Consider the following 13,739-nt stretch of genomic DNA (forward strand, 5'->3'; position numbering starts at 1 on the left):
CGTCGACAGAGGCGAGCATTTACCGCCTTCCGGATCGCGCTCACACTGACCTCATGACCGTGAAAGTGCTCGGTCCATTGGATACCGGGACCGAGCACACCCTGAGTCCGCGAGAGCGCGTCGTGCTCACCGCACTGATCGTGCTGGCGGGTCGTTCTGTCGCCGTTGGCGAGCTCGCCGAGGCGTACTGGGGGGCGGCCCTCCCGCGCACGTGGACGCAGCAGATCAAGACATCGGTGGCGCGAATCCGCGCCTACCTCGGCCACGACGCCGTGACTACTCGAGGCTCGGAATACTCCCTCGGCCTCGACCCCGCGACGATCGACGCGTTCGAATTCGAACGTCTGGTCTCCGACGCTCGCAAGCACGCGATCCATGACGAGAACGACAGGGCGGTGGCCGCGTACCGGCGGGCGCTCGCGATGTGGCGCGGCGCACCGTACCCCGAGCTGGCCGACTGGGAACCGGCGACGGTCGAGGCCGAGAGGCTGGTCGAGATCCGCCGCAGTGTCGAGGAGGAGCTACTCGAGTCCAGGCTCGCGGAGGGCGAGCACAGCGCCGTCGTCGCCGACGCGGAACGGCTGGTGCGCGAGTCACCGCTGCGCGAGAATCGCTGGGCGATCCTCGCTATCGCCAACTACCGCGCCGGGCGGCAAGCCGAGGCGCTGTCGAGCATCCGGTCGGCGCGGGCGCGACTCGCGGACGACCTCGGCATCGACCCGGGTGATCGACTGCGCGCACTCGAATCGTCGATGCTGCAGCATGATCCGGCGCTGGTGGCGGCCAAGCCGCTGCATCACGTGAGCGACGTCTGCCCCTACCGCGGGCTCCAGCCCTTCTCTTCGGCCGACACAGAAGACTTCTTCGGCCGAGACGCCGACATCGACGCCATGCGGCAACGCGTGCGCGATGGATCCCTCACCGTCGTCGTCGGCGCCTCCGGATCGGGAAAGTCCTCTCTCGTGCTGGCGGGGTTGCTGCCGCGCATCGCCGACGGACGACGCATCGCAGTGATCACGGCGGGTCGCGATGCCGCGACCGATCTGCGCGCTCGGATCGACGCGGGTGGACGCGCCGACATCGTGGTGGTCGATCAAGCCGAAGCAATACTCCAGCTGCCTGAGCGCGAACGCGACGAACTGTGCAGGATCCTCGCGGAGGTGCTCGTCGGCGGGTCGACCGTGCTCATGACCCTGCGCAGCGACTTCCTCGACCGGGCAACGGGTCTCCCGAGGATCGGCGCGCTGATCGGTCGTGGCGTGTATGCCATCGGACCGCTGGATTCGGAGGGTCTGCGTGAGGCGATCGAGCGCCCGGCCGCCCGTGCAGGCCTGCGGCTCGAGCCGGGGCTGGTCGAGTTGATCGTGCGGGATGCGGCCGACCGGCGGACCACCCTCCCCCACGTCTCGCACGCCTTGGAGGAGACCTGGGTCCGACGCGAAGGAGCGACACTCACGGTGGCCGGCTACGAGGCGTCGGGCGGCATCACGGGCGCCATCGCCCAGTCGGCCGAGACCTTATACCGCTCCCTCGACGCCCACAGCGCCGGCGCATGCCGCTCCCTCATGCTTCGCCTCGTGCACCGCGGAGCCGATGGCGCATCCGTGCGCCGCACCGCCTCGCTCGCGCCCCTCGTCGCCGACCCGGCCTGGCGTGCGGTGCTCGACCGCCTTGTGGCAGCCCGGCTGCTCACGACCGACGGCGACGAGGTCACGGTCGCTCACGAGGCACTCGCGACGGCCTGGCCTCGCCTGGACCAATGGCTGGAGGAGGATGCCGAGGGCGCTCGCCTCGTGGCGACCGTCGCCGCCGCAGCAGAGCTGTGGGACGGATCGGGTCGGCGCAATGATGACCTCTTGCGCGGTGCCCGGCTGCAGGCAGCTCTCGACTGGCGAGACGGGTCGGAGCCGGCTCTCACCACGGTGGAACGGGAGTTCCTCGATGCGTCCGCCGAACAGGAGCGGGACGAGATCCGGGAACTTGCAGGTCGGGCTGCCCGCGACAAGCGCATCAACCGCTGGCTGCGGTGGGCGATGGCAGGTGCGGGCGTGCTGCTGGTCGCGGCGATCTTCGGCGGAGGACTCGCTGCGGTGCGCGGCGGAGAGGCAGGGCGTGCTGCAGAGGACGCACGCATCGAGGCGCTCGTGGCGACGTCCCTCTCACTGATCGACAACGACCGGGAGACGGCCGCACTGCTCGCGGCGGAGACGTACCGACGGTGGCCCGACGACCCCCGGACGCGCTCCGCGCTCTGGGGCGTCATGACGAGCACGGCGGGGCTCGTCGACACGCACCATGACGAGGGTGCGGTCTTCCCCTCGATGGACATGCTCCCCGGCACGGGGACGGCCTTGCACGTCTCCTCCGGCCGGGACCGCCCCGATCAGCCCGCCGTCGAGGTCGTCGATGTCGCCACGGGCGATGTCGTACGAACTTTCGATCTCGGTCTCCCTGATGCTCCGCCGGCCTGGGGCCGCGCCGTCGAGGTGAGTGCAGACGGATCCGTCGCGGCGATCCAATCGCCCGTCTACCCGGATCCGTCGAACACCGATGAGTGCTGCTGGATCCACCTCACATTCGTGGATCTCAGAACCGGACAGCCGCTGCCCAGCACGGGGCTCATTCGCTCGCAGCTGTCGCCGACCATGACATTCGACGCAGCGGGGCGCACTCTGTACGTCGCGCAACCGGTCACCGCAGACATCATCGCGGTCGACACGACGACGGGCGAGGTGCGCTCGAGCGCACCCACCTTCGACGACCATCCGAAAGGGATCGAGAACTTCTACGGTGTGACGCTGGTCGACGACGGCCTTCTCGCCGTCGGTGCGGGCGACCACCTCCGCCTGTACGATCGCGCGACTCTCGCGCTGACGCGAACCATCCCGCTCGAGGGGGACGTATCGAGCATGGATGTGATCGCCGACGGCCGGGGAGGCATCGAGACGACGGGATGGGACGGTACGGTGCGCGTTTCCCTCGCCACAGGCGAAACCCTCTGGCGACGGTTCCCCGATCCGACGCGGAATTGCTACTCCCTTCACCTCGCAACGGACACGACGATGGCGTGCGGGTCGTACGAAGGAGTTGCACTCGTCGATCTGGCGACGGGCGAAACCAGCAGAGCACATGCCGCGCTTCAGCTGAACGAACTTCCGAGGTTCGAACGGATCGATGACCGAACCCTACTGGTGGCAGTGTCCCGACCTCCGACCTGGATGCGCTGGCGGATCGACGGCGGTGGCACCGGTTCAGACGTCATCGCGAAGGGGCGCGAACTCGTGGATGGTCCGGAGGCCGGAGGATCGCTCGTCGTCACCCAGCCCGTCGGCGGTGGCGGTCGCATGCAACTGTGGGACCTGAAGCGTGACGCCCCGGTCGGCGAGGAGGAGGATCGGATCGTTCCTCTCGGCTCCGGAGTCGTGGCGAAGTACCCCCACTATGACTCGGAGCAACAGTCGGGCGAGCCGCGGCTGGAGCGCCAATCGACGGGCGAAAGGATCCCGCTGCGAATCCCCGGGTTGCCCAGATCCTTCACCGTCCTGCCCGGCGGATGGGACCGTCCTGCCTTCGCCTGGTGGCCGGAGGGCATCGCCGCCTTCGACCCGTCCACAGGCAAGCCCCTGGGGCCCGTCATGAGGGTTCCAGACATTCGGTTCAGTGTGCTCTCGGTAAGCGAGACACCCGGCTCGGCACTCGCCGTTGTCACGTGGTCGGTCGACCCGGGTCACTCGGAGACCGGTGTCTTCGATATCTCCACCGGACAGCTCCTCGTCCGCGGCCTCCACGACCTCGATTCGAGCTACGCGCTCGACGGCGATCAGCTGATCGGTGTCGCGGCGGACTATGCCCGCCGCTACGACATCCACACGCTCAAGCCCATCTCGGCTCTTGCCCGCGCGATCGGCGGCAGTCAGCTGACCTCGGTCAGCACCGACGGCCGCACCCTCCTCAACGTCGGCTTCAACAACGCACTCACGCTCTACGACCTGACGGCGGACATCGCGCTCGCCACTCCGGTCGACAGCGACGCCCCGGGGGTGCGACTGCGGGGTGGATACCTCACAGCCGACGGCGAGACCCTGCTGGAGGCGCTCCCCGACGGCATCCGCATCTGGGACCTGCGCCCGGCCGAGCAGGCGTCACAGGCGTGCGCACTGGCGGGGCGCGAACTCACGAAGGAGGAGTGGTCGACCTACTTCCCCGGGGAGGAGCGCGTAGACACGTGTGCTGCGCTCACGTCCTGAGGGGATGCGGGTCGGAGTCCGCGGACACCGTCGGCGTAGGGCGGAAAGCGTTGGCGAGCACGTCCAAGCTCGTCTGTGCGCTCGTCCCCGAATCAAGCACGGTATTGGCCGTAGAGCTCGGCTCCACGAGGACGGTCACCACGTCCAGGGGCCGGCTTGCGGCCTTTGCGAGCAGCGCGTCGACCTGCGCGTCGAACGCCGATTCTCCCGACGCAGCGCGGACATCCAGTGCGACCACGTTGTTGCTTGCAATGTAGTTGTTGGCCCCCTCTGACAACCGGATGATGATGGGAGGGGCGCCCTCGGGGCGCAGCTTCACCGAGTCGACCACCTCGGAGAAGTGATTCCCGATGACGGAGTTGTTGCTGCCCTCGATGAGAAGCAGCCCGAACAGGTCGTCCCTCCCGTTGTCGACGTCGAGGAACGGCGCCCAGGGTTCGCGGTCGCGCAGCAGGTGGTTGGAGGCGATGAGGTTCTCTGAGGCGTTCTGCTCGAGGATCAGCATTCCCGGATAGAACGAGTGGAGGCGGTTGTTCGTCACGCTGGAGCGGGTGACGCTCGTGAGGTGGACGCTGCTGGTGCCGCGGGGGAACACATTGTTCGCCGTGATGAGGAGACCGCCGTGGTTCTCGGCGTAGATGGAGTAGCCCTTGGGCCCTGCGCCGATCAGGTTGTCGGTCACCTTGGATGCTTGTCCCCAGCCACGAAGCTCTATGCAGTTGCCGCTCTCAGCGATGAAGTTGTCGTGGATGGACAGTGCGTCGGCGTTGTAGATCGTCAGCGCGTGCTCGAGGTATACGAATCCCATTCCGTTGAACCGGAAGGAGTCGTTCGCGCTGGCGACGTAGACGCCCGTCTTGCCGTTGACGTAGGTGTTCTCGTGATGGAGATCGGAGCCGTCGGCGACGAAGTGGAGTCCGTCGATGCAGAAGTCGGCGAACTCCACGGAGCTGATTCGCGGGCTTCCCGTTCTCGTCACGAGGAAAGCCGCGCCGGCGGCCTGGTCGTCGTTCGTGCCCGCCGCGATATCGACCATGACGCGGCTGCCGCCGGGCCAGAGCTCGTGAAGGTCCGGCCATTCGTCTTCTGGGACGTTGAAGCGGATGCTCGAGGACGTGAAGCCGTGTCCTGACCCTTCGATGCGAAGAAAGCTGATGTCGATCAGCACCTGCGTGCGGAGGCGGTAGTCCCCCGGCGGGATGTAGATCACGGCGCCCGGCTTGCCGCCGTCTCGCATCGTGGAAGCGGCCTGGCGCTGTTTCACGTCGGCGATGATGCTGTTGATCACCTCGCCGATGTCGGCGGCTGCGTCGCCGACGGGCCAGGTGGTCACGTCATAACGGGTGGTGCTCGACATTGGTCCTTCCAGGGGTGTCTCGAGTGATTCGGCAGAGTGTCTGATCACTCGTCAGATTTTTCGCGCTCAGGCGCTTTGCCGTCGTGCAGGTCCTTTGCTTCACTGCGGAGGATCCGGGCCGACTGGCCGAGTGCTCGCGCAAGAGCCGGTAGCTTCGCGGCGCCGAAGATGAGGAGAACGACGGCGAGCACTATGAGTAGGTGCCAACCGGTCAGGTTCGCGAACAAGGAGCAGCCTTTCTTTCGCCGGCACGACTTCGAGATGCGAGGCGATTGTCACGCCTCGCACCCCATCACGTCATGGTGTGGGACGGAATCCGTAACTCGTCGAGTTTGCGAGCAATTGCGCCTCGGTTCCGCTATCGAACACGTGGGAGTTGGTGGTGCCCGCATCGAGCACCACAGTGTGGACGCTGAGGTTGGAGATCACGTGGTTGGCGCCCACGTAGTTCTGGTCGCCGTTTTTGATGCGGAAGACGGCGGCGGTGCCGCCGGCGGGCTTGACCTGCTCGGGCGGGATGATGAGTGTCACGTGATTGGACGTGATGGTGTTCCCGTCGCCGTTCACCTGGACGACCCCGAAGTCGTCGTCCAGCCCGTTGCCGACCCCGATGAACGGCCCATAGGTCTCCACCTGGCGTTCGAACATGTTCGAACTGATGAGGTTCTCTTTGCAGTTGCCCTCCAGAGTGATGCTGCCCGGATAGAACGACTGGAGGCGGTTGGCGGAGATGTTCGATCGGAATGAGTTCTTGAGGTGAACCGAGTCGATGCCCCGCGGGAAGATGTTGTTTCCGGTGATGAGCAGACCGTTGCTGTTCTCGGCGAAAATCGAGAAGCCGACGGGGCCTGCGCCCAAGTGGTTGTCTTCGATCTTGCCGGCCTGGCTGCCACCCGAGATGAATACGCACGTGCCGCACTCCGCGATGAAGTTACCCGAGACATCGAGAGCATCCGGCCCCTGGATCAGGAGCGCCTGTTCCAGGTAGACCATGCCCATGCCGCGGACGCGGACGGAGTCGTTGTCGGTGGCGAACCGGATCCCGATCTTGCCGTTGCGATACGAGTTCTGGTTGCTTCCGAAGGAGACGCCGTCGAGGCAGAAGTTCTCGAATGCGATGGCGCTCAGACGTGGGCTGCCGTTGCGGGCGACGAGGAACGCCTCGGCGTTGCCGTCGGTGTTCTCGACCTTGATGTGGCTTCCGCCGGGGTTCAATTCCTTCCACCCCGTGGTGTCGGAGTTATACCGGATGGACAGGGACGTGAATCCGTGCCCGGAGCCGCGGATGGTGAGAAAGCTGACGTCCACGACGACCCGAGTCTTCAGTGAGTAGGTGCCCGGCGGGACGTAGATGACGGCGCCGGGTTTGTCGGCCGGGTTCGTCTGGCGTCTCTTGATGTCTGCGATGATGCTGTTGATTACAGCACCGATGTCGTAGCGCGGGTCCACGGGCTTGCCGGGAGTTTTCCAGTCGGTGACGTCGTAGACGTTGGATTCCATCGGATTACCTTTCGTAGTTCGTGCAACTTCGCTGTTACAGAAGGCCGACCGGGACCCGGCGAGGAGGGGAAGGCTGCTTCGCCTGTTCGAGTGGCGCGGTGTCGGCCGCGGCGCGGTCGGTACCGATCAGGTTGAGCGCTGCAATCGCTGCGGCCGTTGCGGCGGTCTGAACCACAGCGCGCCGACTGGGTTGCATCCTGTCCGTCATTGGAGGCCCCTTTCGTTTGGCAAATCGTTTTGGCCCATCGCGGGCGGCTTAGAGTAGCGAGTCCCTCGCCCTTTCGGAAGAGCCGGATGCGTATATTCAGGCGATGGGCGAGGCAGCTTCGAGATCGGCGAGGGTGGGCAGGTCGGCACCGGTCCGCGAGACGGTGATGGCGGCCAGGTGGGCCGCTCGCGTGCCCACGGAGACGAGTCGGCTCTCCGTGACGGGGCGACCGTCCCATCCACCGCTCTCGACGGTGAGCGACCAGATAAGGGCGGCCATGAAGGAGTCGCCGGCACCGACGGTGTCGGCGACTGTGACGGCAGTGGCCGAGATGTCGGCCCGGTGCTCGCCGCTTGCGAGGAGGGCGCCCTTGCTGCCACGCGTGATGCCGACGACCGGGACTCCGCTGGCGATGAGCCGGTCGATGACGTACTCGATGGACCTACCCGGGAAGAGGTAGTCAACGTCCTCGTCGCTGAGCTTGGTGAGATTGCTGGCGCGCGCCAGGGCTGTGAACTGCTCGCGGGCGCGGTCCGGGTCGGCGATCAGCGACGGGCGCATATTCGGATCGAAACTGATGAATGCTCCCACCGCTCGTCCGCGGCGGACGATGTCTCTCGTGACGTCGCATCCCGGCTCGAGGAAGGCGGCGAGTGAACCGGTGTGGACGATCATCGGCTTTCTCAGATCTCCGAGGTCCCGCGGCGCCCAGCTGAGAGAGAACCGGTACGTCGCCGACCCATCGGCTCCGACGGTTGCGACAGCCCGGGAAGTCGGCTGATCGGTGATGGATTCCCGGGTGAGGGACACACCGGAGCCGGCCAGGTGTCGGCGGATGAGCTCCCCGTCCGCGTCATCGCCGATGGCGGTGTGCAGGCGTGTGACCATGTTCAGTCTGGCGAGGCCAAGAGCTACGTTCGCCGGCGAGCCGCCGGGGTACCTGTCCACCGCCGATCCCGTGACGACTTCGTCGATGAGGGCCTCACCGACGACGAGAGCTCCCGCGTTCACGAATGGACTCGCAACTGCTCTGCCTGCACCGCTTCGCTGCTGTGGAGTGTCAGTTGCCCGTCGACCCAGCGGACGGGGCGCGGATCCGAGATCTCTCCGATCCAGCCGCCGTTCTCGTCATCGTTGTGGAACGCCAGAAGCTGCCACGCACCACTTCTGTCCTGGATGAGGCGCCCGACATAGAACCGCTCATCGGTGAGACGGTACGACCGGGCCGCGTCGAACGGCCCGACCACGGAGTCGGTCGGAAACGCCCACACTCCCCCGGTCGGATCCTCCGCGCGCCGGGCGTGGGACAGCTCCGACCCGAGGCACGAGAAGATCCCGATGGGCCGGCCCTCCACCGTGATGGTCTGAACGACCTCGAGGTGGCCGAAACCGGATCCCGGCTGGGACAGGGGCGGCTGGACTGTCCACGTCGTGAGGTCCGGGGATGTGGCGTGCCCGATGACCCCACGGTCATCCGGATCTCCGTGGTTGGCGCGCGCGGTGATGAGCATGTGCCAGGCCCCGTCGTGCTGGAACACCCAGGGATCCCGCCACGCCTGGTCAGGCCATTGGCGCGTGTCGATGGTCTCGTACCAGCGCGGATCCGGCTCGATGACCTGCCGGTCGGCTTCGCGGTGCCAGGTGAAGAGGTCCTCCGACACCACGGAACTGATGCGCTGGGTGAGACCGCCCTCGCTTCGGCTCACGGCGGTGTAGAACATCCGCCAGGTTCCGTCCTCCTGGCGGACGACCGAACCCGTCCACGTGGCGAGGTCGTCGAACGCGGGTGAGTCGTCAGGGATGACGGCGTCCGCGTGTTCCGTCCACGAGATGAGGTCTTCCGACGTGGCGTGTCCTATGGTGGCGCGCCAGTGCCTGCGGTCGGGGTCGAGGAGCGCCCGGGACGCCTTGAGGAAGTAGAGGTGGTAGCGGTCGCCGTCGTCGGCGATCCAGAAATCCCACACCCAGGAGGCGGCGAGACGGAGCATGTGCGGGTACCTTTCAGTCGGCGCGTGGCGGGGTCACGGACCCGCGGATCACCAACGGGCAGTCGAGGAGTGTGGGCTTGTCGGCGAGGAGGCGGTGTTCGGCTTCGCCGTGCAGGAGATGGACGAGCGTCTCCACGGCCCATGCACCCATCTCGTAGTGCGGGAGGGCGACGGTGGTGAGGCCGGGGAAGAGGTTGGCGGCGATGAGCTCCTGGTTGTCGAACCCGACGATCGACAGGTCTCGGGGGATGTCGAGCCCCAGCTCTGCGGCGGCGCGGTAGGCACCCATCGCCATCCGGTCGTTGTAGCAGAACAACGCCGTCGGACGGTCCGGTCGGCTCAGCATCTCCCGCGCGAGCTCATAGCCGGGCAGGGTCTCGGACGGCGCGGAGGCCGTGAGCGTGGCATCGAACGGGATGCCATGCGTGTCGAGGACCTGCCGGTATCCGGCGAACCGGAGATGGGTCGCGGGAACATCGTCGTCGTTGTTGAGGAAGCCGATACGGGTGTGTCCAGCGTCGACGAGGTGGCCGACCGCTGCGATCGCACCGCCTACTTCGTCGGGCACGACAGCCGGCACGATGCCGGCTCGGTCGGTCGAGTCGATGAGCACGGCGGGAAGCGCTTGGAGGTTCGGCGGAAGGGATACCTGGCGGTGGTACATCGTCGCGTACAGCACCGCATCCACCTGTCGATCGAGCAGCGCCTGCACATCGTCCCTGTGGGAGTTCCCGCTCGCCTCTCTCTCGGTGTTGATGATGACGAGCGTGAGGTCGTGTTCTCGTGCCGCATCCTGAGCGCCGAGGATGATCCGGCCGGCATGCGGCGTCGTCGCGATCTCTTCGCTGAGAAGACCGATGAGCCCCGAACGATTGGTGCGGAGCGCTTGCGCCGCCCGGTTGGGTCCATAACCGAGAGTCTTCGCTGCGTCGCGCACGCGTGCTCGTGTCTCCTCGGCGACGCGGGTATGCGGCGTCTCGTTGAGCACGTGCGAAACAGTCGTGACGGAGACTCCCGCCAACTCTGCGACATCTCGGATGCTCGAGCTTTTTACTGCCACAGCGTTTCCTTCCCCCTCGTGGTCATTGCGAACCAAGTCGCGCTTCCTCGGTACATCCACCCACCTCAGCCCTTGACCGCTCCGAGCGTGAGGCCGGCGACGATGTGCCGTTGCAGCAGCAGCGTGAGCAGGATCACAGGAATGGAGTAGATGACTGCGAGGGCGGTCATGGAGCCCCAGTCGAGACCGAACTGGGTCTGGAAGTTCGCGATGACGATCGGCGTGGTCTGCGACCGTACCGCTGTGAGCAGCAGTGCGAACAGGAACTCGTTCCAGCTGGCGAGGAAGGCGAAGATGGCGGTGACGGCGACACCTCCTGCGGTGACGGGGATGACCACCCGCCAGAGTGCGCCGAGTCGGCTGTTGCCGTCGATCTTCGCCGCCTCTTCCAGCTCACCGGGGACTGCCTCGAAGAAGCTGGACATGAGCCAGATCGAGAGCGGGAGTGAGATGGTGGTGTGGGCGATGGCCAGCGCCAACGACGTGTCCGAGATGCCCAGATTGCGGAAGATGGAGATCATCGGGACGCCGATCACGATCGGCGGCACCATGCGCGCGACCAGTGCGAGGACGATGAAGATCCTGCCCGTCCGGGTGCGGAACCGTGTCACCGCGTAGGCGGCGGGGATCGCCAGCACCAGGGAGATGAGGGTGCTCAGGACGGCGGTGATGATGCTGTTGATGAACGACGCCAGCACCCCGTCGCGCGTCAGCGCCGAGACGTAGTTGTCCACCGTCCAGACGCTCGGCAGCAGCTTCGGCGGCACCGAGATGGTCTCCAGCGGCGTCTTGAACGACGTGAACAGCATGTAGAGGAATGGGAACCCGTACAGCAGGACGACCGCGATCAGGATCAGCCAGAGCAGGGCGCGGGAGCTCAAGCGGCGCGCTTCCAGTCCGTTCATCGCTCCGTCTCGCTTCCTGGCCGCCAGATGGTGAGGATCGCGAAGAGGGCGACGGCAAGCATCGCGATCAGGTAGAGGGTTCCCATCGCGCTGGCGAGGCCCGGGTCGCCGAAGCGCACCATCGTCCGGTAGATCAGCAGGGAGAGCGTTTCCGTGCTCTGCTGCGGTCCGCCGTTGGTCTGGATGACGATGACGTCGAAGGCGCGGGCGGCGTCGATCCCGCGCACGATCAGCGCGACGGCGATCACCGGCCGGAGCAGGGGGATGATGATGCGGAAAAGGATGGTGGTGTAGCGGGCGCCATCGAGCCGTGCCGCCTCGATCACATCGCCGGGGATGTTCTGCAGCCCGGCGAAGAGCACGAGCGTGATGAAGGACGTGGTGAGCCAGATGTCTGGGATGGCGACGGAGAACAGGGCGATGTTCGGGTCGCTCAGCCACTGGATCTGGTCGCTCGAGTGGATGATGCCGGCCGTCTTCAGCAGCTCGTTGACGATGCCGAAGTTGTCGATGAGCAGGAAGCGCCAGAGCAGACCGGCCACGATCGGGGCGATCATCAGCGGGTAGAGGAAGATCGTGCGGAACACCCGCGAGGAGTTTCCCAGCGACGTGAAGAGGAGCGCGACCAGCAGTCCGAGGACGAACTCGAAGGCGACCACGATGACCGTGTAGAGGATGGTTCGCCACACGGCGTTGGTGAAGTCGGAGCTGGTCAGCGCGGTCACGTAGTTGGCGAACCCGACGAACTCCCGGGGTCCTCCTGCGATCGGGCTGATCGTGAAGAAGCTGTCGCTGACGAACTGGAGGAGCGGCCATCCGATGAAGATGGCGAGGAACAGTCCGGCCGGCAGCATCAGCAGTGCCGCGAAGCGCCGGTCGGCGGTGCGGAGGGAACGTTTACGAGGAGAGCGGAGCGGGCGGCCGGTGCGGCCGCCCACTCGCTGCTCCATCACTTGACTAGCGATTGGACCTGCTCCTTTGCGGAGTTCAGCAGCGCCTGCTTGTCAGCGCCGGGCTGCAACGACTTCTGGATCATCGGGACGAGGACGGTGTCCACGATCTGCTGCCACTTGGGCGTGGCAGGCCGCGGGATGGTCGCCTGGGCGTCCAGGGTCTCCACCAGCGGCTTGTAGTTCTCGTAGCCGGGCTGGTCCTGGTACTTCTCGAACGCCGACTTGCGGGCGACGAGGCCGAGGTCCGTCTTGGCGCTGAGCTCGTTGTGCTCGTACGCGAACTTCACGAAGTCCATGCCCTGCTGCTGCTTCTTGCTCGCTTTGGCGACCGAGAGGTACCAGGCGCCGGGAACGCCCGCGATTCCGCCGGGTCCCGCGATCATCGGAGCGACACCGACCTTGCCGTACACGGACGCATCCTTGGGGATCTGCCGGTACGCATGGGCCCAGAACCGCATCATGGCGGTCTTGCCCTGATTGAACAGGTTCTGTGCGCCGGCCCAGTCGAGCTGCGCGGCACCCGCGGGCGCATACTTCTGCAGCCCGGCGTAGAAGTCGAGCGCCTTCAGGCTGTTCTCGTCGCCGAGGGAGATCTCGCTGCCCGAGCTGTTGAGCACCATCGTCTTCTCGCCGGTCTGCGAAAGCGTCGCGAGGTACTCGGTCTCGACCGCGCCCTTCACGTCGGTGCCGTACAGACCCTTATCGGGCTGAGTGAAGAACTCGGCCGCGTCCTGGTATTGCTGCCAAGTCGTCGGGGGGACCAGGTCGTACCCGTACTTCGTCTTGAACGCCGCCTTGTTCGCGGCGTCGTCGAAGAGGTCTTTGCGGTAGTACAGGATCTCCGAGTTCGTCCAGACCGGCATGCCTGCGTAGGTGCCGTCGACGTTCGCCTCTTTGACCAGGGCCGGGAAGAGGTCGCTCTTCACGTCGGAGGTGAACAGCTTGTCCAGCGGCGTGACCGCGTCCTTGAAGGCCGGAAGCCAGATGGAGTCGAGCGCAGCGACGTCGAACGACACCGCACCCGAGGTGAACTCGCTGTTCAAGCGGTTGTAGAGGCCGTCGTACGGGAGTTCTACGAAGGTCACCTTCGTGCCGGTGTCCTTCTTGTAGAGGTCGGCGATCGGCTGGAGTTCGGCGTGACCGCCCGCTTCCACGAGCACCGTGATCGATTTGTCGGACGAGGAGGTGTCTCCTCCCCCGACGCCGCACCCGGCCAGGGTGAGCGCAACTGCGGTGCCGATCGCTGCGGCGGCCGCGAACTTCTTGCGAAGCATCGTTACTCCGATTCTGGTGTGCAGCGAACGGCTGCATGAATGAGGATACTTGTGCCAAGACGTTTTGGCAAAACGTCTTGGCACGAAGATATGTAGGCGCGTGGGCACAGGTCAACTGCCAAACCGTGCCAAAATGCCAAAACTTGCCAAACCGCGGCCCGTCGCGGGGGTGACATGCAGAAGCCCCGGCAGACACTGAGGTCTGCTGGGGCTTTGTCGCCGGCACACAGGTTCGCGCGCACGAACC

The 13,739-nt window shown here is 65.9% G+C and carries 10 protein-coding genes; 1 reads left to right on the forward strand and 9 read right to left on the reverse strand.

Annotated features, from left to right (window positions below):
- Positions 1-53 precede the first annotated feature (53 nt).
- On the forward strand, positions 54-4,247 hold the full coding sequence (locus QRN40_RS01705; RefSeq protein ID WP_285113757.1) for an nSTAND1 domain-containing NTPase: 4,194 nt from the start codon (positions 54-56) through the stop codon (positions 4,245-4,247).
- Here the strand turns inward: QRN40_RS01705 and QRN40_RS01710 are convergent.
- From QRN40_RS01710 to QRN40_RS01750, 9 genes are all read right to left on the reverse strand, one after another.
- Positions 4,237-5,604 carry a right-handed parallel beta-helix repeat-containing protein gene (locus tag QRN40_RS01710; protein ID WP_285113758.1) on the reverse strand — a complete coding sequence of 456 codons (1,368 nt, stop codon included), beginning with the start codon at positions 5,602-5,604 and terminating at the stop codon, positions 4,237-4,239. The genes QRN40_RS01705 and QRN40_RS01710 overlap by 11 nt on opposite strands.
- Positions 5,605-5,648: 44 nt before the next feature.
- Complete coding sequence (gene tatA / locus QRN40_RS01715; RefSeq protein WP_285113759.1) at positions 5,649-5,831, reverse strand: twin-arginine translocase TatA/TatE family subunit; 183 nt, start codon at positions 5,829-5,831, stop codon at positions 5,649-5,651.
- 70 nt (positions 5,832-5,901) lie between these two features.
- Entirely contained in the window at positions 5,902-7,104 is a 1,203-nt protein-coding gene (locus tag QRN40_RS01720; protein WP_285113760.1) for a NosD domain-containing protein, read from the reverse strand.
- Between the two features lie 304 nt (positions 7,105-7,408).
- Entirely contained in the window at positions 7,409-8,323 is a 915-nt protein-coding gene (locus QRN40_RS01725; RefSeq protein ID WP_285113761.1) for a carbohydrate kinase family protein, read from the reverse strand.
- Positions 8,320-9,300, reverse strand: coding sequence for a glycoside hydrolase family protein (locus QRN40_RS01730; RefSeq protein WP_285113762.1), 981 nt, complete (start codon positions 9,298-9,300; stop codon positions 8,320-8,322). The genes QRN40_RS01725 and QRN40_RS01730 overlap by 4 nt, the downstream gene beginning before the upstream one ends.
- A 13-nt stretch (positions 9,301-9,313) precedes the next feature.
- Complete coding sequence (locus tag QRN40_RS01735; protein WP_285113763.1) at positions 9,314-10,360, reverse strand: LacI family DNA-binding transcriptional regulator; 1,047 nt, start codon at positions 10,358-10,360, stop codon at positions 9,314-9,316.
- 65 nt (positions 10,361-10,425) lie between these two features.
- Positions 10,426-11,265: a carbohydrate ABC transporter permease gene (locus QRN40_RS01740; protein WP_285113764.1), complete on the reverse strand. Its 840-nt coding sequence runs from the start codon at positions 11,263-11,265 to the stop codon at positions 10,426-10,428.
- Positions 11,262-12,215, reverse strand: a complete 954-nt coding sequence (locus QRN40_RS01745) for a carbohydrate ABC transporter permease (protein WP_285117419.1) — start codon at positions 12,213-12,215, stop codon at positions 11,262-11,264. The genes QRN40_RS01740 and QRN40_RS01745 overlap by 4 nt, the downstream gene beginning before the upstream one ends.
- Positions 12,215-13,492 carry an ABC transporter substrate-binding protein gene (locus tag QRN40_RS01750; RefSeq protein WP_285113765.1) on the reverse strand — a complete coding sequence of 426 codons (1,278 nt, stop codon included), beginning with the start codon at positions 13,490-13,492 and terminating at the stop codon, positions 12,215-12,217. Before QRN40_RS01750 ends, QRN40_RS01745 begins: the two co-directional genes overlap by 1 nt.
- Positions 13,493-13,739: the final 247 nt, after the last annotated feature.

The organism is Leifsonia sp. fls2-241-R2A-40a (assembly GCF_030209575.1).
In the GTDB taxonomy this organism is placed as follows: domain Bacteria; phylum Actinomycetota; class Actinomycetes; order Actinomycetales; family Microbacteriaceae; genus Leifsonia.

Excerpts from the sequence above, each read along its gene's own strand:
- QRN40_RS01740 (WP_285113764.1), bottom strand. The coding sequence starts at position 11,265 with ATGAACGGACTGGAAGCGCGCCGCTTGAGCTCCCGCGCCCTGCTCTGG.
- QRN40_RS01710 (WP_285113758.1), bottom strand. The coding sequence starts at position 5,604 with ATGTCGAGCACCACCCGTTATGACGTGACCACCTGGCCCGTCGGCGAC.
- QRN40_RS01705 (WP_285113757.1), top strand. The coding sequence starts at position 54 with ATGACCGTGAAAGTGCTCGGTCCATTGGATACCGGGACCGAGCACACC.
- QRN40_RS01730 (WP_285113762.1), bottom strand. The coding sequence starts at position 9,300 with ATGCTCCGTCTCGCCGCCTCCTGGGTGTGGGATTTCTGGATCGCCGAC.
- QRN40_RS01750 (WP_285113765.1), bottom strand. The coding sequence starts at position 13,492 with ATGCTTCGCAAGAAGTTCGCGGCCGCCGCAGCGATCGGCACCGCAGTT.
- QRN40_RS01720 (WP_285113760.1), bottom strand. The coding sequence starts at position 7,104 with ATGGAATCCAACGTCTACGACGTCACCGACTGGAAAACTCCCGGCAAG.
- QRN40_RS01745 (WP_285117419.1), bottom strand. The coding sequence starts at position 12,215 with ATGGAGCAGCGAGTGGGCGGCCGCACCGGCCGCCCGCTCCGCTCTCCT.